The following is a 24796-nucleotide window of genomic DNA, read 5'->3' on the forward strand; positions in this document are numbered from 1 at the left end:
CGTTCTACTCCTTTGCGTGCAATACGGCCCCCGGGCCGTCGTCGAGACAGGCGGCGCGCAGGGCCCGCCGGTCGATTTTGTCGGTGGCGCCGCGCGGCAGCGGCCGCGTCAGCACCCAGATGTGATCGGGAATCTTGAAGCGCGCCAGATGGTCGGCCAGGAAAGCGGTCAATTCGGCCACGTCCACGGCGGCGCCGGCCCGTGGGTAAACGGCCGCGCCCACGGCCTCGCCGAGACGCTCGTCGGGCACCGGGAAAACACCGGCCTCGGCCACCGCCGGATGGTGGTGCAAGGCGCCCTCTACCTCCAGGCAGGACACGTTCTCGCCGCCGCGCAGAATGATGCTCTTGCGGCGATCGACGATGTAAACCAGACCATCCTCGTCGATGCGCGCCAGATCGCCGGTCAGCAGCCAGCCATCGTGAACGGTCTCGGCGGTGGCTTGCGGCTGGTTCAGGTAACCGCGCATGTTGGCGGCGCTGCGTACCGCCAGCTCGCCGACCCGCCCCGGAGGCAATGGCGTGCCCGCCTCGTCCAGCACGCGCATTTGCTGCAGCGGCGGATTAAGGCGGCCGGCGGCGTCCGGGTGGGCCAGGTAATCCGCGCCGGACAGCACGATACCCAGGGCGTTGGTTTCGGTCATGCCCCAACCGGTGGCCACATTGGCGCCGGGGAACGCTTGCGCCAGCTGCCCCACCTGGGCCGCCGGCCGCTTGGCGCCACCGGCGCCGATGTAGGCCAGCGTCGGCAGCGAGGCGCCGGCGCGGCGCGCCGCCGCCATCAGTTCCGCGGACTGAGTCGGTACGCCGACAAAGCGGGTTACCTGCTCGCGCTCGATCAGCCGCACCGCCTCGTCGGCGTCCCACTTGTACATCAACGTCATGGTGGCGCCGTTGACCAACCCCTGGAGAAAACTGGCGTTGAGGGCGGTGACATGGAACAGCGGCGTGACGATCAGTGATGAAGGCGGCCTGGCGGGCGGCGGCGCGTCCGGGTTCATCAGCGGCCCCATGGCCTGCGCCATCACCTGCGAATAGACCGCCGAGATCATGCCCCGGTGGGTCAGTTGCACGCCCTTGGGCTGGCCGGTGGAGCCGGATGAATACAGCACCACGGCGTCGTCGTCGGTGTCGATGGGCGTGTCGGGCCATTCGGCCCCCGCGGCGCCGGCGCGCAGCGTCTGGTACTCATGGCCGCCATGGCCGGAGGGCACGTCGCGCACCGCCACCAGGGTCACCCCGAGACGCTCGGCGAAGGCCTCCCCGAGACGGAAGCGGGGCTGGTCGGCGAACAACACCCGGGCCCCGCAATCGGCCATGGCGAAAGCCAGCTCCTGTTCGCCCCACCAGGCGTTCATTGGCACCGCCACGGCGCCCACCGCCGCCACCGCTAGAATCAGGATCGGCAGTTCCGGGTAATTGCGCATGGCCAGCGCCACCCGGTCACCGGCGGCGACGCCCAGTTGGTCGCGCAACGCCGTTGCGAGAGCGCGCACCTCCGCGCACAAAGCCGGGTGATCCCAGCGTTCCCGCTGGTAGACCAGCACGTCGCGGTCAGCGAACGCACTGGCGGTTCCGCGGAGCAAATCGCGCAAATGGAATGGTGTGTTACGAAATACCGTATAACGCTCACCACGCACCGTGGTTTCCTGGACGGCGAAGCGAGGGTCGGTGGCCACCAGGTGCGCCGCCGCCTGCTCGAAGGTCATTGGCGGGCCGGCCCACGACGCTGTCGGGGGGCGGCCCTGCTGGCCCTGGCCCATATTGTTGTTCTCCGCTTGTTGTTCTGGCCAACGCCCCGGCAATGCCTGCTCCGGCGGTCACTGACAGTTGTCAGGAGCTAAGCTAAGCGGCCCTCCCCAGGGGTGTCAAGTCCGGCGCCCACGGGCGTCCCGGACACGGTAACAGCGTTAAAATAACAACCAACTTGTTTGATTCAATAAAACGATTTTAGTGGTTGCGGGGATCAAAAGCCGGCCTTAGGCTGACAAATGTCAGTATCGAAAAACTATTTCGTTTTTCACAAAAAACATTCGGCAAAATCAGAACAACAAGGAGCATCCGATGAAGACAACCGGCTTGAAACGGATTCTGGGTGGCGCGTTATGTGGCGGTGCCCTGTTGATCGCCGCCCCCGCCGTCAGCGCGGATCAGGCATTCGAGTGGCCACGACTTCTGGTCATCGGCACTCCCGGGACCGCCTCCGGCAGTTTCATCTCCACCAACGCCTGGGCGCCGATTCTGCAAAAGGAGGTGGGCACGGTGGTGCGCATCGTGCCCGAGGATAGCGAAACCATGCGCTACCGGCGGCTGACCGACCGCAAGGACATCGCCATCAGTTCGGTGACCGCCGCCGAAATGCGTTTCCAGGTAGAGGGCGTGGGCGGCTACATCAACACCATCCCGGCGCCACAGCGCATCGTCTGGCACCATAATGATTCGCCCTGGGGTTATGTGGTTTCCGGTGATTCCGACCTGACCGCCCTGGACGACCTCAAGAACGGCAAGGTGCGCGTTGCCCAGGGGATGTTCTCTCCGCCCATGACCGTGGCCGTGCGCGAGGCACTGCCGGCGTTTCTCGGCATGAGCGAGGCTCAAACCGCCGAGCACTTCCAGTATGTGCCGGCCAGCAGCTACGCGGAAAACTGCCGCTCGGTGGTGGAAGGCAAGGCCGACGTGGCCTATTGCGCCACGATCAGCGCGGTGGTCTCGGAAATGGAAGGCGCCCCCGGCGGCATTCGCTGGTTGCCCATGACGCAGAGCAACACCGAGGGCTGGAAGCGTTACCTGGGACACCGCCCGATGCTGGTGCCCACCACCATCGACCAGGGTGTGGATTCCGCTCGCGGTGTCGAAGGGGCGACCTCCAATTTCCTCTACACGGTGACCGCCGACGCCGATGCCGGGCTGGTCTACAACCTGTCCAAATGGATGCACCAGTCCTATGACCAATACCAGGGTAAACACCCTCTCGCCGCGCGCATGTCCCTGGAACAGTTCCGCGCCTATCTGGACCGCACCCCCCTGCCGGTGCACGAGGGCACCGTGAAATACCTCCGTGAGATCGGTGAATGGAGTGATCAGGACGAGCAGCACAACCAGCAGGCCATCGAGAAAATGGACCGCTGGATCGCCGCCCGTCGTGCCGCCGTGGAAGAAGCCCGGGAGGCCGGCGTCAAGGTGGATTTCCAGAACCCGGCGTTCCTGGAAATCCAGAACAAGCACACCGACGGTCTGGACGGCTTCCGCTCCAGGATCTGACACCCAGCGTGGAGCGCCCTTTATGAACACTTCCGTGTCCACCGTCGAGGAGCCGGCACCGCAGCCGGAGATCAGCCGCCTGGGCGAGCTGTTCTCCTGGCAGAGCATTCTGTTCGTGGTGCTGTGCTCCGCCGGGCTGATCACCGGCCTGGCCTATGTGTTCGGTTTCACCTGGAACGGGCAACGACTGCTGGAAGGCCAGTATTACTGGATCTTCATCGGTCTGTTCGTGGCCGCCGCCTTTATCGCCCTGCCCGCCTACAAGGGCCAGCGCCACATCCCGTTCCACGACCTGGCGGCGGCGGCGGTGGCCATGGCGATCAGCTTCTACTACTCCCTGCACGCCTGGGACATGGTGCAGAGCGGCTGGGCGCACGTGCCCAGCGCGGTGGTTATCTGGTTGCTGATGATGGAGCTGGCGCGACGCAGTGGCGGGGTGCCGTTTCTGCTGGTGGTGGCCCTGCTGGGCAGCTACCCGCTGGTGGCGGACCGCTTCCCCGGGCTGCTGATGGGCATTCCCTACGACTTCGAGCGCATGATCGATGCCCATATTTTTCGCGCCGAAGGGATGATGGGCATCACCACCAAGATCGTGGCGGAGATTATTCTCGGCTTTCTGGTGTTCGCGGGCGTGCTGATCGCTACTGGCGCCGGGCAGTTCTTCATCGACCTGGCCAACGCCGGCTTCGGCCGGCACCGGGGCGGCCCGGCCAAGGTGGCGATTGTCGCCAGCGGCTTCTTTGGCAGCCTGTCCGGTTCGATCTTCTCCAACATCGCCGGCACCGGCTCGATCACCATTCCGGCGATGAAGAAATCAGGCTACCCACCCCACTACGCCGGCGCCATCGAAGCCTGCGCCTCCACCGGTGGCGTGGTAATGCCGCCGGTAATGGGCGCCATCGCCTTCGTCATGGCGATCACCATCGGGGTGGGCTACGCCACCGTGCTGCTGGCCGCGGTGATCCCTTCTCTGCTGTTCTATTTCGGACTGTTGCTGCAGGTCGACGCCTACGCCGCCAAGTCCGGCATCAAGGGGCTGAAGAAAGAAGAGCTACCGGCCATGAAGGGCGTGCTGAAACGGGGCTGGCCGTTCCTGCTGGTGCTGTCGTTTCTGGTCTGGGGGCTGCTCTACATGCGCTGGGAGTATTACGCGCCCTGGTACGCGGCGGCGCTGATCGTGGCACTGTCCTACCTGCAGAAAAGTACCCGGCTCACCCCGGTCAAGCTGTTCGAGGCGCTGCGCCAGATCGGTTTTCTGGTTACCCAGACCGCCGCCATCATCCTGCCGGTGGCGTTCGTGGTCAGCGCGCTCACCATCACCGGGGTCACCGGTTCGGTGACCTCCGGGCTGATCGCCCTGGGCGGCGAAAACCTGTACCTGATTCTGTTCTTCGGGGTGCTGGCCTGTTTCATCATGGGCATGGCCGGCCTCGCCATTGTCGCCTACATCTTCCTGGCGGTGACCCTGGCGCCGGCGATCATCGAGGTCGGCGGGCTGAACACCGTGGCGGTGCATTTCTTCATCGTCTACTACGCCATGCTGTCGGTGATCACGCCACCGGTGGGCACCGCCGCCTTCCTGGCGGGCACCATCGCCGGGAGCAGCCCGATGCGCACCTGTTTCACCGCCATGCGGCTGGGTGTGGTGATCTACTTCGTGCCGCTGTTCTTCCTGTTCCAGCCGGCACTGGTGCTGCAAGGGGATTTGACGCCGCTGGTGTACATCCTGCCGTCCATCGTCGCCGGCATCGTGCTGATCTCCGGAGGGCTGGAAGGCTGGCTGCTGGGCGCCGGCCGGGTCCGCCGCCGCTGGCGTCCGGGGCTGGTGATCTCCGGTTTCGTATTCAGCTTTCCGTCACTGACCAGCACTCTGATCGGCGGCGTTCTGTGCGTGCTGTTCGTGGCGCTGGTGTGGTGGGACAACCGCCGCGACCCGGCCATGCAGGCGACCTGAACGAAGGGAAGCATCAACCGGTAGGCAGATCGCGGCCCAATTCCTTGATCATGGCGGCCACCCCGGCCGCCACGGTCCGCAGCATGAGACCGTCGTCGATATCGTTGCCCAGCCAATCACGCATCGGACCGAACGCGGAAATGAAGATGATCAGGTTGGCCATCACCTCCGCCCGGCGGTCGTCCTCGGGCAGCCCCGCCCGCTCGCGCAGACGCGCCGCCAGGGTGGCGATCACGGCCTCGTCCCGGGCACGCATGGTGCGCCGATCATCGGCCTGCAGATAAGGCACGGAACGGTATACCAGCAGCGTGCCCTGGCGCTTGTGGGTCCAGGTGTCCCTGAGGTAATCGGCGATGATATCGGTAAGCGCCCGGTCGTCCTGCTCGCTCAGCCGCTCCGCCAGGGAAGGCACGTCGTGATCGAACCAGAGACGATTGAGCAGTCGGCGGAGGATGTCGTTCTTGTTGGCGATGTAATCGTAGATGCTGGCCTGATTGACACCGGAGCGGGCGCAGATATCGCGGATGGTGGTGGAAGCGAAGCCCTTCTCGAGAAACAGTTCCAGCGCCGCGTCACAGATCTGCTCACGGCGGGTTTCCGTCAGCGCTTCGTTCCTGGCGCCCCGCACCTCGGCCTCAATCAGCCCTTCAGGGGTCGACGCATTATCACCGCTGCCGCGTTGTCGTGAAGCCAAACCGGCTCTCCTGGCCATGGATGGGTCAATCGGCCATGGTACACCGCGTACCAGGACGAAAAAACCAGGAAAGCGGACCGGCTGGCTTGGGGCGTCCATCGAATGCCTTTCTGAAAAGCCTGCAAGGTATTACCCCCAGGGCCCCTGGAACAGGCGGGGAAGCCAGAGAATCACCGCCGGCCACAACGCCAGTATGAATAACACCACCAATTGCAGCGATACGATCGGCGCCACGCCACGATATATGTCCACGGTATTGATCTCCGGCGGCGCGATGCCTTTCAGGTAGAATACGGCGTAACCGAATGGCGGTGTCAGGAAAGAGGTCTGAAGATTAACGGCCACCAATACCGCGAACCAGAGTAACACCTCGCCCTGGTTGGCGAAGGCGTCGCCGAAATCAAGACCGGCGATGATAGGTGTGAACAGCGGCAATACCAGAAAGGAAATTTCGATCCATTCCAGGAAGAAGCCCAGCACGAAAATCAGCAGCATAATCCCGAACACAACCATGTACGGGCTGACACCAAAGGATGCAACGATGTCCTCGATCATTGACTGCCCGCCCAGCTTCTTGAACACCAGACTGTAGGCGGTAGCACCAATCGCCAGGAACAGGATCATGCCGGTGGTGCCAATGGTCGAGCGCAGCGACTGATCAAGGACTTTCCAGTTCAACTTCCGCTTAGCCAGCGCCATAAGCATCGCGCCGGTGGCCCCGATGGCGGCGCCCTCCGTCGGTGTGGCGACGCCCACGATGATGGAGACCAGCACGCTGCAAATCAACGCCGCCGGCACCACCAGGTCCTTAATGACACGAGCAGCGGCGGCGGACATCGGTTGCCGAACAACGCTCACATTGGCGGGCACTTTCTCGGGCCGGACCACGCCCGTATAAATGATATACAGCGCATAGGCCGAGGCCAGCAACAGGCTTGGCACCATCGCGGCGACAAACAGGTCGCCCACCGGCACCCGCATTACCTCGCCGAACACCACCAACATGATGCTCGGCGGCAGCAGAATACCCAAAACGCCGGAGCCCAGCACAGTACCGACCGCCAGCGTCTTGTCGTAATTACGGCGCAGCATCAGCGGCAATGCCAGCGTTCCCATAAGAACCACGGAAGCGCCGATGATACCGGTGCTCGCGGCCATCACCACGCCCACCGCCACCACCGACAAAGCCAAGCCTCCGGGCCGGCCCCGGAATAGTCCTTCAAGCTCCAAAAGCAGGTTATCCGCGATCTTTGAGCGCTCAAGCATGATGCCCATGAACACGAACAAAGGAATCGCCGCGAGTATCCAGTTTTCCAATACGGACCCGAAGATACGATTGACGACCAGCGAAAAGGACAACATCGAGATATCGCCGAGCAGCATGAACAGCACCGCCAGGCCGCCCAGAAGAAACGCAACCGAATAGCCAGAGAAGATACCGGCCATCAGCGCGACGATCATCAACGAAGGCAACAGATAGGTCATACCCGCTCCTCACGCGCCCGACCCGCGAACAACAGGCCAAGATTGCGTAATACCCGGCCCAGGCCGCATAGCAACATCAAGCCAGCGCCGAGTGGCACCACCGCCTTGACCAGATAGCGATCAACCAGACCTCCACTGTTTGATTGCTCGCCGAACTGAAAGGCCATGGCAACGAAGTCCATCGAATACCAGGCCACCAAACCGAAGAACGGCATCAGGAAGAACAGGTCACCGATCAAATCAATCACCAACCGCGTTCGTGGCGAGAAACCCACCGATAGAACATCCACCCTGATATGCTGGTCGGCGCGCATGGCATAAACACCCGAGAGCATCACCAGGAGAGCAAAAAAGTGCCATTGCAGTTCGGCGATGCTGGTCATGTTCAAATGATTGCCTAGCAAAGGGAAGTCCCCCTCCCAGCGGAGCAGATCGCTCCATCCCATCTGGGCACCGAACACGGACACCAACACGCTGAGATTCAGAGCGATGAGTATCCAGGCGCCGTACCGCCCGGGTTTTGCGCTGATAGCCATCAATGCCTCTCCGGCAGTGGCCAGCGCATCAGCCTTGGATCGACCATTCATCGGTGTCTCCTCAATCGAGGCTCTGCAGGTCATGCCAGCTTTCCGAGCGTGCCATGTGCGCCTTCAGCGATTCATAGGCTTCCTTGAATATGTCGTCCTTTTTGGATTCTTCCCTAACCACCTCATCGGCGGCATCTCGCAAGGCCGAGAGCACGCTGTCCGGTAACCGTTTGATTTTTACGCCCTGACGCTCGATCCGTTTGAGCGCCTCGATCTGTGGTTGCACACCGTTGGTCAGGGACCACATCGCCGTGGAGCGGCATGCCGTCACTATCTGTTCTTTCTCCAGCTTGGAAAAACCCTCCCAGATTTTCCCATTAATGATCACTGAATTAATGCTGGAGGGTTGATGCCAGCCAGGGAAATAATAGAATTTGGCCGCCTTCTGCAGTTGGATGGTTTCGTCGATGGCCGGCAACGAGAATTCAGCGGCATCGATACGCCCCCGGTCGAGAGAGACGAACACCTCTCCGGCGGGAATCATTTGGGGGGTTACGCCCAGTTTGGCCAACGCCCGTCCAGCCAACCCACCCACTCGCATTTTTAAACCGTCCAAATCCTCCGGAGCGGTGATTTCCTCGCGGAACCAGCCGGCGGGTTCCGCGGGAGTGAAGGAGCACGGGAGGAACTTAAGGTTATATTTGTCATAGGCTTTTTGGACAATCCGCATGCCTCCGCCTTCCCACATCCATTCCGCCAGGACTTCCGGCGTGGGACCAAACGGTAATGCCCCGGCCAGGTTCGCCACCGGAATGCTGCCACCCCAGTAGCCCACCCAATCGTAGCCCGCCTCCACGGCTCCACCGCTTACCGCGGTCAGTACGCTCAGCGCGGGTACCAGATCACCGGCGCCATGAACATTGATCTTCAGCTCACCATCACTGATTTCATTCACCTGAAGCGCGAAATACTGCAGGCTCTCACCAAGAAAGATCATATTCTTTGGATAGGTACTCGCCACATCCAGGCTCTTTGCGGCATGGCCGGGGCCGGACAAGCCCAGTGTCAGGAAGGCGGTGGCCGCGAGAAGTGTTCTTTTCATAATGGCGCTCCTGGTCAGAAAGTTGTTATTCATCAAGCACGATCTTTATCAATAGGCCTCGCTAAAGAGAGACAGGAACTGCTCTTCGCTGGTGTAACGCGGGTTCCATCGGTTGTAGTCGGCACTGAAGCTGCGTTTGGCCAGTTCCGGCAATGCCTCTTCCCGCACGCCAACATCCCTGAGCCGTGGCGGGATGGACAGATCGACGCACAATTGGCGAATGGCCGCGACAGCGCATTCGCCGCCCTCGATCTCTCCGAGGCCATCGGTGTTAACGCCCATCAGTTCAGCGACTTTCAGGTACCGCTCCCGACGCGCCGGCTGATTAAACGCGGCCACGGCGGGCAGGCAGATGGCATTGGCGAGCCCGTGCGGAACATGGAATAGCGCGCCAAGAGGCAACGCCATGCAATGCACATTGCCGAGCCCGGTGACGCCGAACGACATCGCCGCCATCGACGAACCCGACAACATATCCAGCGCCGCGCCGGTATCACCACGGTCGGCGAAAAAAGCCCGAATGCTACCGGCAATCAACGTCATCGCCTGAATATTGAGCGCATCCGAAAAGGGCGTGGCGAGCTTGGACAAATAGGATTCAAAGGCGTGAACAAAGGCGTCCAGGCCGGCGTGAGCGGCGACCTGAGGGGGCATCGAAGCCACCGCCAGAGGGTCCAGAATCGCCACCTTGGCGGGGCAATAGGCGGCGTGCCGAATCGCCATTTTGACTCCACGCGCGTGATCGGTGATCACGCAGGCACCGGAGACCTCGGAGCCGGTGCCCGCGGTGGTGGGAACGGCATAAACCGGCAGCGGGGGCAAGGAAAAACGGTCCACGCCCTCGTAATCGCCAATGGCGCCTCCATTAGTGCTCAGAATCGCCACCGCCTTCGCCACGTCCATGGTACTTCCGCCGCCAATCGTCACGATGGCGTCGGCACCGTGGGCCCGACAGCCCTCGAAGGCCGATGCCACCATCACATCGTCCGGGTCTGGCCGGATGTCGGTATAGCGTTCAAGGGCGATGCCCCGGTTCCGCAACGTCTCGTCGATGGCGGCGGCGATCGGACTGTCGGCCAACGCCGGATCGATCACCAGGAATACCCGCCGGGCGCCCTGATCGGCGATCATCTCCGGAAGCCGGCGGTGTGCGTCCGCGCCGCATAACAAACGAGTGGGACAAAAAAAGGTGTTGATACGGTTCATGAGGTGTGAACTCCAGGCACAGGTGGTCAGCCCGCGATACGGACGCAGACATTCTTGACCTGGGTGTAGGCGAGCAGCGCGTCCATCCCTTTCTCCCGGCCGAACCCGGATTTGCCGTAGCCTCCAAAGGGCAGCTCCACGCCACCACCAGCGCCATAACAATTGACGAATACCTGGCCGGCCCGCAACCGCGACGCCAAACGGTGGGTGGCTTTTACATCCGCGCCCCAAACGCCGGCGACCAATCCGTACTCAGTACCGTTGGCGATCGTCACCGCTTCTTCGACGTCGTCGTATGGCACCACGGCAAGCACCGGCCCAAAAATCTCCTCCTGGTGTACGCGCATGCCCGGTTTCACGTTGTCCAGCAAGGTTGGCATTACGAAGTTTCCATTTTCGAGCCGCGCTCCTGGCAAAGCCCGCCCTCCGCTGATAACCCGGGCGCCCTCCTCCTCCGCGATGCGGATGTAATCGGTGACCTTTTGTTTCTGATCCTGGCTGACCAACGCTCCGATTGATGGATCTTCCAGCCCCGGACCAACGGTGAGCTCGGCGATGGCCTCCGCCAGGCGGGCCACCAACTCCGCGTGTTGGCCGCGATGCACCACCACCCGGGTGGCCGCGGAGCAGGTCTGGCCGGCATGAGGAAAGGCGGCCTTGATCAACGTCGGTACCGCGCTTTCCAGATCGGTATCCGGTAGTAAGACATTCGGCGACTTCCCGCCCAGTTCCAGCAATACGGGAACGATGTTTTCGGCCGCTGATTTCATTACCAACCGGCCTGTTTGAACCGATCCCGTGAAGACCGCGAGATTGATGTCGGGGTGGGAAGCGAGGGCCGCCCCGGCTTCCTGCCCCAGGCCGGTGACAATATTGAGTACGCCCGCGGGCAACCCTTCTTCCTGACAGATTCGGGCCACTTCCAGCACACTCAGGCAGGCCAGTTCAGCGGGTTTCATGACCACGGTATTGCCGGTGGCCAGCGCTGGAGCCAGGCCACGGCAGGCGATCTGCAACGGGTAATTCCAGGGTACGATCTGGGCCGTCACCCCCATTGGCTCACGCACGGTGAAGTCCACGTATTCAGGCCCCATGGGGATAGCGTCACCGAGCACCTTGTCGGCGGCGCCTGCGTAGTATTCAAAGAAACGGGCCGCCGCCACCGCGTCGGCTCTGGCTTGAAATAACGGTTTGCCGGTATCCCGGCTTTCCAAATGCGCCAGCCGGTCCTGCTCGGCGAGCAGCCGGCGCGCAATGGCGGAGAGTATTCGCGAGCGTTCCACGGGCGGCCGTTCACACCAGCCCGGCAGCGCCGACCTGGCACTGGCCACGGCGGCATCCACCTCTTGCGCTCCGCCACGGGCGATTTCCGCCAGCCGCAGGCCATTAGCCGGGTCCAGCACATCCAGATATTCACCGGACGCGGCCGCCGTCCAGTCGCCCCCGATAAAACAATCGTAACGGTCATTTGGCATTCTATTCTCCCAAGGTCGGTTCACCGCCGATCTCCATCACCCATTGGCATGACAGCTATTTCCGGTAGTCCGGGAACCAATGAGCGGGGAACCGGCACAGGCATTTCCAGCAGCAAGAACGACAACCCCTTGCCATGCGCATCCAGGTTCAAGGCACCGTTGACACCGCCGTCCAGCACCCCTTCCAGCACCAGGTTAAAAGCGCGTAATCCAGGCAGGGTGTAGCGCAGCACACAGGTTGGCGCGCGATCCTCGAACCACTCGCCGACCCGGGCCACGGTCAGTTGATCCAGCAGCACGCCATAACAATCGTCATTCCAGGCGACCACGGCGATATTGGCGATGTCCCCTTTGTCGCCGGTACGACAATGGGCCAGCCGGTAAAGTGGTACGGGGGTGGTTTCAATCGGGCCTTTCATGCCACCTCCTCCTGCCAGTACCACCCGGTTGGCACCTGGCCACGGGGAATGGTGCACGACAACATGTTCAGTCGCGGGCGAAGCGTGGTTCTAACCCCTCCGCCACCGGCCGGCCCACAGGTGTAAAGCGATAGCACTTCCCGGCCGACCTGGCTCGCCGTTCGTCGGTCAGGGTGCACCGCCGCCACGCGTAAGCGCACATCCTCTCGGTGCCGATCCGGCTCCCGCGCCAGACGGCGGCCTTCATCGTCGCCCAAGATGCTTACCGCGCCGATCAGATCGACTCGCAGCGGCAGGACGCCGGCAAGCCGTTTACGAACGATGTCCGCCGCCAGGCGCGCGCGTGCCTCCGCCTGCAGGCCGGCGTATGAAATACTCGCCTCCACCAACCAGCCGCCTCGATAGCAAACATTGACCTTTAATTCTTCCGGACGCCGGTGGCCGGTAACACCATGCACCGCGACACGATCAGCGCCCATCTCCTGCACGCTCGCGGCGCTCAGATCAGCGATCACATCCGGGGTGAGATAGCGCGCCGGATCATGCACCTCATAGAGGAGCTGTTCCTTGACGGTACGTGATGTCACCTGACCGCCGGTGTTGTCCGCCTTGCCCACCACGAAGCCGCCATCCCGGTCTATTTCAGCAATCGGCATGCCGACGGCATGCAGATCCGGTACGTCTTTCAGGCCGGGGATCGCGAAATAGCCGCCGCTTACCTGGGCGCCGCACTCCAATAGATGGCCAGCGATGCTGGCTCGCCCGAGGCGCGCCCAATCATGCTGGCTCCAACCGTGGTGGGCGATGGCCGGGGCGAGTGTCAGAGAGGGGTCCGCTACCCGCCCGGTAACCACGACCTGGGCCCCGGCCCGTAGGGCGTCCGCGATATCCATGGCGCCGATATAGGCATTGGCACTAACGACATCGGCACGATCCAGCTTCGCGCCCAGGCGCTCGCGCAGTACCGCCCACTGCTCCGCGCTTTCCAGGCGATCGCCGGTCACCACCGCGACGCGGGGCGCGGGCAACCCCTGTTGACGGGCGAGTTCGCGGATCCGCGCCGCTGCCGCTGGCGGATTGGCGGCACCGAAATTGCCGATAATGGGAATGGAATGGGAAAGACACTCGCTGAGCACCGGTGAAATCAGGTCGTCGAGCTGGGATTCATAGCCGAGCGCCGGGTTTTCGTCCCGGGCCAGTTGTGCCAGCGCCAGCGTGCGCTCGGCCAGGGTTTCGAAAATCAAGGTGCCCCCGCCGCGGGCCACCAGAGTGCGTACCAGCGGCAGCGCGCCGTCCGCCCGATCACCGGAGAAGCCGGTGGCGCAACCCACGCGACAAATCGAATCGCCCATGACACCTCTTATTTGAATGTTGGTCAGCAGGTGGAGCACGCCGGTTGGCCACCAGCGTGTTTTTCACTATAGTCAGCGCAAATTAATCTGCGAAATAGAAAAATCAGATCATTTGATCGGGAATACGGATGAATCTTTCGAGCCGGCAATTGAAGGCGTTCGTGGCTCTGGTGGAGGAGCGCAATTTCACTCGCGCGGCCAAACGCTGCCACCTCTCCCAGCCGGCCTTTTCAGCCTTGATCCAATCACTGGAGCAGGAAGCCGGAGTGCGGCTGTTTGATCGCAGCACCCGACATGTCGACCTCACCGCGGAAGGACACGAGCTGGAAACCAGCGCTCGCGGGCTACTGACCGATATGTCCCTGGCGCTGGAAAATCTTCGTGATCACGCCGCCAAACGGCGAGGCCGGGTGTCGGTCGCCGCGCTGCCCTCTCTCGCCGCCGGTTGGCTGCCGGAACTGTTGGCGCGTTTTCATGAGCGCTATCCCGGCGTGACCTTGCAGGTTCACGATGCCGTGCTGGACCCCTGTCTGGATCTGGTCGCGCGGGGCGAGGCGGATTTCGCGGTAGCGGCACTGCGGCCGGACATGTCGGACCTGGAGGGGCAGTTCTTGCACGCCGACCCGTTCTTTCTGGTATGCAGGCAAGACCACCCACTCGCGTCGCGGGATCGAATCAGACTACGAGACGCCTTGAAATGGCCCTGGATCGCCACGGCGCGAAACAGCAGCGTGCGCAAGCATCTGGAACAGGCACTGGGTGACGAAACACCTTCGGCATTATTGGAAGTGGCGCACCTGGCCACCGTTACCGGGCTGGTGAAAGCCGGTATGGGGATTGCGTTGGTTCCGGCCATGACCCTGTTTCAATTCGAGCGCCCCGGCCTGGTGATCAAACCCCTGAGCGGCAGGGTACCGGCGAGGCGATTGTATCTTATCAGGAGGCGGCGGCGCTCACTGTCGGTCGCCGGACAAGCACTTTATGATCTGCTTTTGGCGAATGCGCCGAGCAATCCGTCAGGGGTGGAATGATACGGCGGAGACCTCGAAAAATGGTGCGGGTAGCCGGATTCGAACCGGCACGGCCATACGGCCGAGAGATTTTAAGTCTCTTGTGTCTACCAGTTTCACCATACCCGCCTGACAGCAGAGGCTACTCGTGTAACACGGTGGGGTGAAGCGGAAATGGAGGCGCGGGTCGGAATCGAACCGGCGTATACGGAGTTGCAGTCCGCTGCATAACCACTCTGCCACCGCGCCGTGAACCTGGGGAATAAAAAACCCCGGTATGTGAACCGAGGTTCTTTTTAATCTGGAGCGGGAAACGAGATTCGAACTCGCGACCCCAACCTTGGCAAGGTTGTGCTCTACCAACTGAGCTATTCCCGCTTTTTTCTTCATCGTGGGCATCGCCCCGATGCGAAGCCGCATTCTACCCGAGCGACCCTCTCTGTCAAGACTGTTTTTTCTGTCCTTTCAACATCTTGGCCAAACTTTGCGCAGCCGGGGCGCGGGCTCAGTCACCGCCGCCAGCGGCCAGGAACTGAGGCGCGGCGGCACGCAGATAGCGCATCATGGACCAGAGCGTGAGCACCATGGCCAGGTAGAGCGCGGCATAGCCAATCCACAGGCCCGGCGTCATGAGAATATCGCCATCGGCGCCGTGTGCCGGCTTGAGCGCCAGCAGCACGGTGATCGAGCCCATCTGCGCCACGGTCTTCACCTTGCCCACCGCGCTCACCGCCACCCGGGCACGCTGGCCGAGCTCCGCCATCCACTCACGCAGGGCGGACACGGCGATTTCCCGGCACACGATCACCATGGCCGGCACCGACAGCCAGATGGTGGCGTGCACCTGCACCAGCACCACCAGCGCCACCGCCACGATCAGTTTGTCCGCCACCGGGTCCAGGAAGGCGCCGAACGGGCTTGTCTGACCGAGCTTGCGGGCCAGGTAGCCGTCCAGCCAATCGGTGAGGCCGGCGGCCAGGAACAGCCCGGCGGCCAGCATGTCGCTCCAGCCAAAAGGCAGGTAGAACACCGCCACCAGCACCGGAATCGCGGCCACGCGGATCAGGGTGAGGATGTTGGGCAGATTAAGAATGGGCGCGTGCTTGGACATGAATACCGTCTGTGCCGTCGGCGAAAAAAGAAAGTATATCGGAAAGCGGCGCGGCTCTCATTCCACGACGCATTCCGGCCCGCTATTCATGGAACCAGTTGTACAGCGTTTCGGCGGTCTGGGCATTGATCCCTTCCACCCGCGCCAGCTCTTCCCGGGAGGCGTTGCGGAGTTGCTTGAGGCCGCCGAAGTGGTTGAGCAGCGCCTTGCGACGCTTGGGGCCCACGCCGGGGATCTCTTCCAGGCCGGAGCGGCGCGCCTTGCCGCGCCGTGCCCGGTGGCCGGTAATGGCGAAGCGGTGCGCCTCGTCGCGCACCTGTTGCAACAGGTGCAGGGCGGCGCTGGCACCGCCGGGTACCAGTTCCCGGCCGTCGGGCAGATACAGGACTTCCAGGCCGGGACGACGGCTGGGCCCCTTGCCGATACCCATCACCAGTACCCGGTTATCCAACTGCAGCGACTGTATCACTTCGAAGCAGCGCCGCATCTGGCCCTTGCCGCCATCGATGAGCAGCAGATCCGGCAGCTTGCCCTCTTCCTTGACCACCCGCTGGTAGCGCCGGCGCACGGCTTCCTCCAGGGCTTCGTAATCATCGCCACCGTGCTCCGGGTTGACGTTGAAACGGCGGTAATCCGCCTTGCGCGCGCCCTGCTGATCGAACACCACGCAGGACGCCACCGCCCGCTCGCCCCGGGTATGACTGATATCAAAGCACTCGATGCGGCGGATGGAGGCGTCCGCCTCGAGCAGGGTTTCCAAAGCGTGGAAACGTTCCTCCAGGTGCTCCCGGGCCGCCAGATCACCGATCAGCGACTGCTCGGCGTTGGTGCGCGCCATGTTCAGCCAGGCGAGGCGCTGGCCGCGAACCCGGTGGGCCAGCCGGATGCTCCGCCCGAGCCGGGTTTGCAGAGCTTCCTGCAGGGCCTCCTGGCCGGGCAGTGCCTCCGGCAGCACCACCTCGTGGGGGATCGACTGGTCATCGCGCTCGCCCAGGTAGTACTGGGCCAGAAACGCCTCCAGGATCTCGGTGAGATCCTCCTCGCCACGGGTATCCGGGCGGAAGCTGCGGTGCCCGAGCACCCTGCCCTGGCGCACCATCAGCACCTCCACCACCGCCAGGCCGTGACGGGCGGCCACGGCCACCGCATCCACATTGCCACCGCGATCGGTCTCCACGTTCTGCTTCTGCTGCACGGACTGGATGGCGGCCAGCTGGTCGCGCAGCTCCGCGGCGCGCTCGAAATCCAGGTTGGCGGCGGCCTGCTCCATCTCGGCGGTGAGCTGGTCGGTGACCGCGCGGCTGCGACCGGAGAGAAAATCCATGGCCAGGCGCACCTGCTCGGCGTAGGCCTCGCGGCTTACCGCCCCCACGCAGGGCGCGGTGCAGCGGCGAATCTGATATTGCAGGCAAGGCCGGGTTCGGTTACGGAAGAAGCTGTCGCGGCAGTTGCGCACCCGGAACACCTTTTCCACCAGGGCCAGGGTATCGCGCACGCTGCCGGCACTCGGGTAAGGCCCGAAGTAGCGGCTGCCGGGCCGGCGCTTGCCGCGATGGAAGGTGATGCGCGGGTAGTCGTCCGAGCTGGTGATCTTGATGTAGGGGTAGGATTTGTCGTCGCGCAGCAGAATGTTGTAGGGCGGTCGCAGTTCCTTGATCAGCGACTGCTCAAGCAGCAGCGCCTCCGCCTCACTGCCGGTGACCGTGGTCTCCACGCCGGCGATGCGCGACACCAGGGCCCGGGTCTTGGCGCTGGCCAGATTTTTCTGGAAATAGCTGCCCAGGCGGGCCTTGAGGTCGCGGGCCTTGCCCACGTACAGCACCTCGCCGGCGGCACCGATCATGCGGTAAACGCCCGGCTTGCGGGCGCAATGGGCCAGAAACTGCTTGGCGTCGAACTCGGGCAAGAACGGCTCCGTCGGGTCGCGATGGGGGCATCGAATGATGGCGCCGCGCGGGAAACTGTCAAGGGCCCGACGGTTCAGGCCGGATTGAGCTCGTTGGCGTCCACCATGCCGTGGCGCACCGCCACCAGGGCCATTTCCACGTCGCTGCTGATGCCCAGTTTATCGAAGATGCGATAGCGGTAGGTATTCACCGTTTTCGGTGACAGGCAGAGCTGATCGGCCACGTCCTGGACCTTATGACAGTTCACGATCAGCATCATGATCTGCAATTCCCGCTCGGAGAGCATGTCCAGGGGCGCGTGGTGGGTCGGCACGTAGGGCCGCAGCGCCATGGTCTGGGCGATCTCGGGGCTGATGTAACGCTGCCCCGCGTTGACCACCTTGATGGCCCGCAGCATCTCATCCAGATCCGCGCCCTTGCTCATGTAGCCGGCGGCGCCGGCCTGCATCAACCGGGACGGGAACGGCTCGTCCTCGCACACGGTCACCGCGATCACCCGCACCCCGTCGTCCTGGCGCAGCATGCGCCGGGTGGCTTCCAGGCCACCAATGCCCGGCATCTTGATGTCCATGAGCACCACATCCGGGTTAGACTCCCGAGCCAGGCTCACGGCGTCCTCACCGGAACTGGCCTGGGCGACCACGCGAATCCCTTCCTGGTCATCAAGCATACGGGCGATGCCCGTTCTCACCAGGTCGTGGTCGTCGACCACCATTACCTTGATCATTGTTCTACTCCCCCACTTGGCGTCCCTGACAGTGGCTGTTCAGAAGAGTCCAAGACTAGCGCGACGGCGCTCTCCTGCCTAGGCCCCCGGCCAACCCTCGACCTTGGTCGTATTGACGCCCCCTTTGCGGGCGATTCGATTGACGCCCCCGGACACCGGCGCCATCCTGGCGCTCGGAATGGCAGAACCAATCACAAGGACAAACAAATGAGCGCGATATTGCTTCTGGTTCTCGGCCTGGGTGGCATGGCCGCGGGCTACTTTTTCTATTCCCGTTTCATCGCGGCCAAGGTCTATCAGCTTGATCCCGACTTCCGCACGCCGGCCCACGAATTCGAGGACGGCGTGGACTTCGTGCCCACCAACCGATTCGTGCTCTGGGGCCACCACTTTACCTCCGTGGCCGGGGCGGCACCCATCGTCGGGCCGGCGATCGCGGTGATCTGGGGCTGGTTGCCGGCGTTCCTGTGGGTGGTGCTGGGCACCATCTTCTTCGCTGGCGTACACGACGCCGGCGCGATCTGGGCAAGCGTGCGTAACCGCGCCAAGTCCGTCGGCGCCCTGACCGGCGAGGTGGTCGGCGGGCGCGCCCGCAGTGTGTTCATGATCGTTATCTTCCTGGTGCTGTTGATGGTCAACGCGGTGTTCGGCGTGGTGATCGCCAAACTGCTGATCAACAACCCCGGCGCGGTGGTACCGGTGTGGGGCGCGATCGCCGTGGCCCTGGTGATCGGCCAGTTGATCCGCCGCCGCGTCATTGGCCTCGGGCTGGTTTCCGTGCTCGGCGTGGCCTGCCTGTACGGGCTCATCTTCCTGGGGCCGCAGGTACCGGTGGCACTGCCGGAGACGGTGGGCGGCCTGTCCGCCAACGCGGTCTGGATTCTGATCCTGTTCGGCTACGCGGCCATCGCCTCCCTGCTGCCGGTATGGATGCTGCTGCAACCCCGGGACTACATCAACGGCCTGCAGCTGTTCGTGGGCCTGATCCTGCTGTACGCGGCGGTGCTGATCGGTAACCCCACCGTGGTGGCGCCGATGATCAACTTCGACGCGCCAGTGGGTACGCCGTCCATGATTCCGCTGCTGTTCGTGACCATCGCCTGCGGCGCCATCTCCGGCTTCCACGGGCTGGTCGCCTCGGGCACCACTTCCAAGCAGCTCAACAAGGAAACCGATGCCCGCTTCGTGGGCTACTTCGGCGCCGTGGGCGAAGGCGCCCTGGCGCTGGCCGCGATTCTCGCCGCCACCGCCGGCTTCGCCTCCCTGGCGGACTGGCAGGCGGTCTATTCCGGGTTCGGCCAGGGCAGCCTGACCGCCTTCGTGGACGGCGGCGCCGCCATTCTCAGCGGTGGCACCGGGCTCGATGCCGAGGTGGCCGCCACCCTGCTCACGGTAATGGCCGCCCTGTTCGCCGGCACCACCATGGACACCGGCCTGCGTCTGCAGCGCTACATTTTCCAGGAATGGGGCGAGATCTATGATCAGGCGTGGATGCGCAAGCCGTTCCCGGCCACCATGCTGGCGGTGATCAGTTGCCTGGTGCTGGCGTTCGGCGCCGGTGGCGCCGACGGCTCCGGCGGCCTGCTGATCTGGCCTCTGTTCGGCACCACCAACCAGTTGCTCGCCGGTCTGACCCTGCTGGTGATCACCGTGATGCTGGTGCGGCGCGGGCGTCCCACCTTCTACACGTTGGTGCCGCTGGTGTTCCTGCTGCTGATGACCCTTGCCGCGCTGCTGATCCAGCTCAAGGGCTTCTACACCGACGAGAACTGGTTCCTGCTGGGCCTGGACCTGGTGGTGCTGGTGGCGGCGGTTCTGGTGACCCTGGAGTGCGCCGCCGCCCTGCGTCGCCATAAACGCCTGCACCAGGAGGAGGCGCGCTCTTGAAGAGCGCGCCCATCGTCGGCCGGCTGAAGCGCTGGTACCGGCACGCCAGCCATTGGGGGGCGGAGTATTACAACGCCCCCTACCGGGCCGCCATCGCCCGCGCCCGGCGCGACGAGGAAGACCTGTTCATGCTGCTGGTGTTCGCCGAGACCCTCGGCATTCCCAACCCGGTCGGCTGGTACACCCTGGAGTTGCAGCCTCTGCTGCTGGACCGTTTCCACGACTGGCACCGGCGCATGGGGCTGCCCCATTCCCCCCTGGATCAATTCCGCTGCTGCTGATGACCGATCTCGATTTCACCACTTTACTGCAACAGCGGCGCCTTCTGATGGTGGGTGGCAAGGGAGGCGTCGGCAAGACCACCACCGCCGCCGCCCTGGCCCTGGCCGCCGCCGGCCAGGGCCGGCGGGTGCTGCTGGTCTCCACCGACCCGGCGCACAGTCTGTCCGACGCCTTCGACCGGGAAATCGGTGACCGGGAGACCGCCCTGGCGCCGAATTTGTTCGGCCTGGAAATCGACCCGGATCACGAAGTGGACGCCCACCTGGATACGGTACGCGCCCGCATGGCCCGCTTCGCCGCCCCGGACCAGCGCCCGGAGCTGGAACGCCAACTGCGGCTCAGCCGCCAATCCCCCGGCGCCCAGGAAGCGGCACTGCTGGAGCGGCTGACCACGCTGATGGATCAGGTCGATGACTACGACCTGATGGTGTTCGACACCGCCCCCACCGGCCATACCCTGCGCCTGCTCAGCCTGCCGGAAGTGATGGCCGCCTGGACCGAGGGCCTGCTACGCCAGAACCGGCGCGGCGAGGAATTGGGCAAGGTGCTCAACCACCTGACCCCGGGCCGCGATCTGGACAGCCTCACCGAGGAACCGGAACAGCGCGAACTGGCCGACCTGGATGAGCGGGCCCGCGGCCTCGCCGCGCCGCTGCTCGAACGCCAACGGCGTTTTCACCGCGCCCGCCGGCGCTTGCAGGACGCCGCCCACAGCGGCTTCCTGTTTGTACTGACCCCGGAGAAGCTACCGATCCTGGAAACCGAGCGGGCGGTGGCCAGCCTGGCGGACGCCGGCATCCCGGTGGCCGGCGCCATCGTCAACCGGGTGCTGCCGGACGACGCCGAAGGGGCCTTCTTCCGCGCCCGCAGAGAGCGGGAACAACGTCACCTGGCGGACATCGAGGCACGCCTCGGCGCCCTGCCCCGTCACCATCTGCCCCTGCTCGCCGACGACATCCATGGGCTGCAAGCACTGGAGGCCTTCTCTAGCCGGCTGCTGTCCTGACGTCCGCGGGCTCCAGATGGCAACGGAAAGGATTGCCCCCTTCCAGGTGATTTCCTCATCAAGAGTCCGGCCCATCAGTGTCTCGTTGGTTCATCACATCCCGCCTGGAGCGCGTATACTGTCGCCCAAGCCAGGTTTTTCGAGGTATCTATGCCCGCGTCCAAAAGCAGCCCATTCGCTCCGGTCCGCCGCCGCTCCATGGAGGAAGAAGTCTATCTGCGAATGCGCGAGGCGATCCTGCAGGGCGACCTGCCTGGCGGCGAGCGCCTGGTGCAGGAGGACATCGCCCAGCGTTTCGGTACCAGCCGCATCCCGGTGCGCGACGCGCTGCGACGGCTGGACGCGGACGGTTTGGTGGAAGCCGGAGCCCGGGGCGTCTACAGCGTCACCCGCTTCGGGCCGGACGACCTCAAGGAGGTCTACGCCCTGCGCGAACTGCTGGAAGGCCACCTCGCCGCGCATGCCTGCGAACACCTGGGCGCGGAGGCCCTGGACGAGCTGGAACAGCTCCAGGAAGAAATGGAGCATGCCCAAGCGAACCAGGACGCGGAGGCCTATGTGGCACTCAACCAGCGCTTCCACCGCGCGCTGTACGATGCCGCCGCCCAGCCACGCACGGAAAAGATCATTCTCTCGCTGTGGCAGGGCATTCCGCCCCTGACGCCGCTCACCATTGAACACCGCATGGAGGAATCCAGCCGCGAGCACCGCGCCATCATCGCCGCGCTGCGTGCCGGCGACAGCGCCGGTGCTGGGCAGGCGATGCGCGCCCACATCGCCACCGCCGGTCGAGCGCTGCTTGACCATGTGGCCCGTGGCGAGGTGAACCTGCGTTGATGACCGGCGCTCTCAGGAGACACGCCGGTCCCGGCCCCGCCAGTACGGCTCGCCTAGCACGTTTTTGAGAATCTTGCCGGCCCCGGACAACGGCATCTGGTCCCGATATTCCACTGAGCGCGGGCACTTGTAACCGGCCAGTTCCTGGCGACAGAAGTCACACAGCTCGGCCTCGGAGGCCCGCGCGCCTTCCCGCAGCACCACGACGGCATGGACACTTTCGCCCCACTGGGCATGCGGCACGCCGATCACCGCGCAACTGACCACCGCCGGATGACGCGCGAGTCGGTTTTCAACTTCCGCGCAGTACACATTCTCGCCACCACTGACAATCATGTCCTTGAGGCGGTCAACGATGTAGATATAGCCGCCCTCGTCCATGTAACCGCCGTCGCCGGTGTGCAGCCAGCCATCACGCAGCACCTCGGCGGTCTGCGCCGGCTGGTTCCAGTAACCGAGCATGATGTTGTCACCGCGGGCGATGACCTCGCCGATTTCACCGCGCGGCAGCTCGGTGCCACTTTCGTCGACGATCCGCACTTCCAGACCCCAACCGGCGCGCCCGGCGGATTTAACCCTGCCGTTGCGTAACGCCTCACCCTGGTGATTCCACCAAGGGTTCACGGTGATCACCGGCGCGGCCTCGGTCATGCCGTAGGACTGCATGAAACGAGCACCGGGAAGTGCCGCCATGGCCCGCTCCAGCAGCGGCAGGGACATTGGCGAGGCACCGTAGGTCACCGTTTGCAGCGCACTCAGGTCATGAGCCGCGAACCCGGGGTCATCCACCATCATCTGGATCATGCTCGGTACCAGAATCACATCGGTGACCTTTTCCCGGGCGATCGCCGCCAGAGCCTTCTCGACCCGGAAACCAGGCAACACCACCGAGGTGCCACCCACGATCAGCTGCGAAACCAACTTACCAAGTCCGGCGGTATGGAACAGGGGTACCGCCATCAGCGTCACGAAGGGTGACGGCACCTCCGTTTCCGCCAGCCGCCCCACCGCCGAACTCCACAGATTGGAATGCGAGAGCATCACCCCCTTGGGAAAGCCGGTGGTACCGCCGGTATACAGGATCACCGCCAGTTCCTCGCCGTCGGCGCGCCGGTCCGACACCGCCTGCGCCTCGGCGAGCCAGGGCTCGTAGGGTATGAGTCCCGGCGGTGTCGGCTCACTCCCCACATGAATGATCCTTTCCAGCGCGGGGCATCGCTGCCGCAACTCCGGCACCCGCTCCAGAAACTCGTCGTCGACCAGCAACACCCGGGCACCGCTGTCCGCCAATGAATAGGCCATCTCCTTGAGGCTCCAGCGAGTATTGACCGGATTGGCCACGAACCCGCCCCACCAAAGGCCGGCGAAGTAATCCCAGTGCGTCGCGCCGTTGAGCGCCAGAATCGCCACTCGATCACCGGGCTTGAGGCCGGCCTCGGCGAGCGCCCCGGCAAGGCGCGCACATCGGTCCGCTAGGGTCCGGTAATCACGGCGCAGACCATCATCGATGACCGCCGTTCGCTCGGGAAACTGCTGTACCGCCCGGTGCAGGCCTTGCGTCAGGTACATGGCTCGCTCCTTAATCCAGCGTCAAACCGGCGTCATCGATGATGCCGCCCCAGACCTGGCTGTCCCGTTCCACCCGGTCGACGAACTGGTCATGGGGAGTTCCTTCCATGATCAGGCTCAGCTTTCCCATGCGCTCGACCACGGACGGTTCCGCCACCGCCGCCATCAACGCATCGGATATCTCCGCCACCACCGGCTCCGGCATGCCGCTCGGACCGAACACGCCAAACCATCCCTGGTAGTTCATGCGCTCGAATCCCTGTTCCTGGAAGGTCCTGACCTCCGGCAATTGTGGCAGGCGTTTTTCACCGGTGACCCCGAGGGCGCGCACCTGGCCGTCCTCGATCAATGGCAAGGCACCCTTCCCTGACATGAACACCATGGGAATCTGTCCCGCCAACAGCTCATTGACGGACGGCGCCTCGCCGCGAAAAGCCACATGGATCAGGTCCAGATCGTTCTGCTCGCTGAAAACATGGCCATACAAATGGGCGCTTGAACCGGCGCCGTAGGTGCCATAGAAGGCATCGTCGGGATGGGCACGCACATGCTCGACGAATTCGCCCGCGTCGTGAACATCGAGATCAGAGCGCACCACCATCAGCAGGCTGGTGGTGGCGATACCGGCCACCGGCCTCAGCGCTTCCATCGGGTCGACCTTAACGTTCTGGTAGAGATGCGGCGCCTGAATCAAGGCGATATTGGGCAACAACAGGGTATGCCCATCCGGCTGGGCCTGGGCCACGTACTCGGTGGCGATCATGCCCGCGGCACCTGATCGATTGTCCACCACCACGGGCACTCCCCAGCGCTCGGACAGCTCCTGACCCAGGGTGCGGGCGAGAATGTCATTGGCGCCGCCGGGCGGGTATGGCACCACGATACGCACCTCCTGGTCGGGAAAACCGGCGCGGGCAAACGGTACCCAAAGGATAAAGAAGGAGGCCATCAAAGCGTGTAGCAAACGAGTCTTCATCATCATTCTC

The 24796-nt window shown here is 63.8% G+C and carries 21 protein-coding genes and 3 tRNA genes; 7 read left to right on the forward strand and 17 right to left on the reverse strand.

The annotated features are described in order from the left end of the window. Positions 1 to 4: 4 nt before the first annotated feature. Positions 5 to 1708, reverse strand: a complete 1704-nt coding sequence (locus ACLD02_RS17430) for a class I adenylate-forming enzyme family protein (protein ID WP_410299281.1) — start codon at positions 1706 to 1708, stop codon at positions 5 to 7. Positions 1709 to 2063: 355 nt separating this feature from the next. Between ACLD02_RS17430 and ACLD02_RS17435 the strand changes: the two genes are divergently transcribed. Both ACLD02_RS17435 and ACLD02_RS17440 read left to right on the forward strand, forming a co-directional pair. Beyond that, positions 2064 to 3260, forward strand: coding sequence for a TAXI family TRAP transporter solute-binding subunit (locus ACLD02_RS17435; RefSeq protein ID WP_203101664.1), 1197 nt, complete (start codon positions 2064 to 2066; stop codon positions 3258 to 3260). Between the two features lie 22 nt (positions 3261 to 3282). Further along, positions 3283 to 5214, forward strand: coding sequence for a TRAP transporter permease (locus tag ACLD02_RS17440; RefSeq protein ID WP_410299282.1), 1932 nt, complete (start codon positions 3283 to 3285; stop codon positions 5212 to 5214). A 13-nt stretch (positions 5215 to 5227) separates the two neighbouring features. On the opposite strand, the gene ACLD02_RS17445 is transcribed toward ACLD02_RS17440, so the two are convergent. The 8 genes from ACLD02_RS17445 to ACLD02_RS17480 all read right to left on the reverse strand — a co-directional run bounded on the left by ACLD02_RS17445 (position 5228) and on the right by ACLD02_RS17480 (position 13474). Further along, positions 5228 to 5908: a TetR/AcrR family transcriptional regulator gene (locus tag ACLD02_RS17445; RefSeq protein WP_238400871.1), complete on the reverse strand. Its 681-nt coding sequence runs from the start codon at positions 5906 to 5908 to the stop codon at positions 5228 to 5230. A 129-nt stretch (positions 5909 to 6037) separates the two neighbouring features. Further along, on the reverse strand, positions 6038 to 7393 hold the full coding sequence (locus tag ACLD02_RS17450) for a TRAP transporter large permease subunit (protein WP_410299283.1): 1356 nt from the start codon (positions 7391 to 7393) through the stop codon (positions 6038 to 6040). Continuing rightward, on the reverse strand, positions 7390 to 7980 hold the full coding sequence (locus tag ACLD02_RS17455) for a TRAP transporter small permease subunit (RefSeq protein WP_410299284.1): 591 nt from the start codon (positions 7978 to 7980) through the stop codon (positions 7390 to 7392). Before ACLD02_RS17455 ends, ACLD02_RS17450 begins: the two co-directional genes overlap by 4 nt. Positions 7981 to 7990: 10 nt before the next feature. Further along, positions 7991 to 9022: a TRAP transporter substrate-binding protein gene (locus tag ACLD02_RS17460; protein ID WP_203101674.1), complete on the reverse strand. Its 1032-nt coding sequence runs from the start codon at positions 9020 to 9022 to the stop codon at positions 7991 to 7993. Positions 9023 to 9070: 48 nt separating this feature from the next. Continuing rightward, on the reverse strand, positions 9071 to 10228 hold the full coding sequence (locus ACLD02_RS17465) for an iron-containing alcohol dehydrogenase (protein WP_410299285.1): 1158 nt from the start codon (positions 10226 to 10228) through the stop codon (positions 9071 to 9073). A gap of 26 nt (positions 10229 to 10254) precedes the next feature. Then, a complete protein-coding gene (locus tag ACLD02_RS17470) occupies positions 10255 to 11703 on the reverse strand; it encodes an aldehyde dehydrogenase family protein (protein ID WP_203101678.1) in 1449 nt (482 codons plus the stop codon). Between the two features lie 20 nt (positions 11704 to 11723). Then, positions 11724 to 12122 carry a hypothetical protein gene (locus ACLD02_RS17475; RefSeq protein ID WP_203101680.1) on the reverse strand — a complete coding sequence of 133 codons (399 nt, stop codon included), beginning with the start codon at positions 12120 to 12122 and terminating at the stop codon, positions 11724 to 11726. Beyond that, positions 12119 to 13474, reverse strand: coding sequence for an acyclic terpene utilization AtuA family protein (locus ACLD02_RS17480; protein WP_203101682.1), 1356 nt, complete (start codon positions 13472 to 13474; stop codon positions 12119 to 12121). Before ACLD02_RS17480 ends, ACLD02_RS17475 begins: the two co-directional genes overlap by 4 nt. A gap of 128 nt (positions 13475 to 13602) precedes the next feature. Between ACLD02_RS17480 and ACLD02_RS17485 the strand changes: the two genes are divergently transcribed. Then, positions 13603 to 14505, forward strand: a complete 903-nt coding sequence (locus ACLD02_RS17485; RefSeq protein WP_203101684.1) for a LysR family transcriptional regulator — start codon at positions 13603 to 13605, stop codon at positions 14503 to 14505. 21 nt (positions 14506 to 14526) lie between these two features. Here ACLD02_RS17485 and ACLD02_RS17490 read toward each other — a convergent pair. From ACLD02_RS17490 to uvrY, 6 genes are all read right to left on the reverse strand, one after another. After that, a tRNA-Leu gene (locus ACLD02_RS17490) sits at positions 14527 to 14613 on the reverse strand. 46 nt (positions 14614 to 14659) lie between these two features. Beyond that, positions 14660 to 14733: transfer RNA gene (locus ACLD02_RS17495), tRNA-Cys, on the reverse strand. Between the two features lie 53 nt (positions 14734 to 14786). Beyond that, a tRNA-Gly gene (locus ACLD02_RS17500) sits at positions 14787 to 14862 on the reverse strand. A gap of 127 nt (positions 14863 to 14989) precedes the next feature. Continuing rightward, positions 14990 to 15595 carry a CDP-diacylglycerol--glycerol-3-phosphate 3-phosphatidyltransferase gene (gene pgsA, locus ACLD02_RS17505; protein ID WP_203101686.1) on the reverse strand — a complete coding sequence of 202 codons (606 nt, stop codon included), beginning with the start codon at positions 15593 to 15595 and terminating at the stop codon, positions 14990 to 14992. Between the two features lie 82 nt (positions 15596 to 15677). Beyond that, the gene (uvrC, locus tag ACLD02_RS17510) at positions 15678 to 17501 is read right to left on the reverse strand and encodes an excinuclease ABC subunit UvrC (RefSeq protein WP_410299286.1); all 1824 of its coding nucleotides are present in this window, start codon (positions 17499 to 17501) and stop codon (positions 15678 to 15680) included. Between the two features lie 74 nt (positions 17502 to 17575). Further along, the gene (gene uvrY / locus ACLD02_RS17515) at positions 17576 to 18229 is read right to left on the reverse strand and encodes a UvrY/SirA/GacA family response regulator transcription factor (protein WP_203101690.1); all 654 of its coding nucleotides are present in this window, start codon (positions 18227 to 18229) and stop codon (positions 17576 to 17578) included. 207 nt (positions 18230 to 18436) lie between these two features. Here uvrY and ACLD02_RS17520 point away from each other — a divergent pair, with 207 nt between their 5' ends. From ACLD02_RS17520 to ACLD02_RS17535, 4 genes are all read left to right on the forward strand, one after another. After that, positions 18437 to 20116, forward strand: coding sequence for a carbon starvation protein A (locus ACLD02_RS17520; RefSeq protein WP_203101692.1), 1680 nt, complete (start codon positions 18437 to 18439; stop codon positions 20114 to 20116). 11 nt (positions 20117 to 20127) lie between these two features. Beyond that, a complete protein-coding gene (locus ACLD02_RS17525) occupies positions 20128 to 20397 on the forward strand; it encodes a cory-CC-star protein (RefSeq protein WP_338015172.1) in 270 nt (89 codons plus the stop codon). Continuing rightward, positions 20397 to 21404 carry an ArsA family ATPase gene (locus ACLD02_RS17530; protein WP_203101696.1) on the forward strand — a complete coding sequence of 336 codons (1008 nt, stop codon included), beginning with the start codon at positions 20397 to 20399 and terminating at the stop codon, positions 21402 to 21404. The genes ACLD02_RS17525 and ACLD02_RS17530 overlap by 1 nt, the downstream gene beginning before the upstream one ends. Positions 21405 to 21554: 150 nt before the next feature. Further along, positions 21555 to 22241, forward strand: coding sequence for a GntR family transcriptional regulator (locus tag ACLD02_RS17535; RefSeq protein ID WP_203101698.1), 687 nt, complete (start codon positions 21555 to 21557; stop codon positions 22239 to 22241). A 12-nt stretch (positions 22242 to 22253) separates the two neighbouring features. Here ACLD02_RS17535 and ACLD02_RS17540 read toward each other — a convergent pair whose 3' ends face one another. Both ACLD02_RS17540 and ACLD02_RS17545 read right to left on the reverse strand, forming a co-directional pair. Then, positions 22254 to 23810, reverse strand: coding sequence for a class I adenylate-forming enzyme family protein (locus tag ACLD02_RS17540; RefSeq protein ID WP_410299287.1), 1557 nt, complete (start codon positions 23808 to 23810; stop codon positions 22254 to 22256). Between the two features lie 10 nt (positions 23811 to 23820). Continuing rightward, complete coding sequence (locus ACLD02_RS17545; protein ID WP_410299288.1) at positions 23821 to 24786, reverse strand: Bug family tripartite tricarboxylate transporter substrate binding protein; 966 nt, start codon at positions 24784 to 24786, stop codon at positions 23821 to 23823. Positions 24787 to 24796 lie beyond the last annotated feature (10 nt).

Source organism: Alloalcanivorax sp. C16-2 (assembly GCF_046507615.1).
Taxonomy (GTDB): Bacteria; Pseudomonadota; Gammaproteobacteria; order Pseudomonadales; family Alcanivoracaceae; genus Alloalcanivorax; species Alloalcanivorax marinus_A.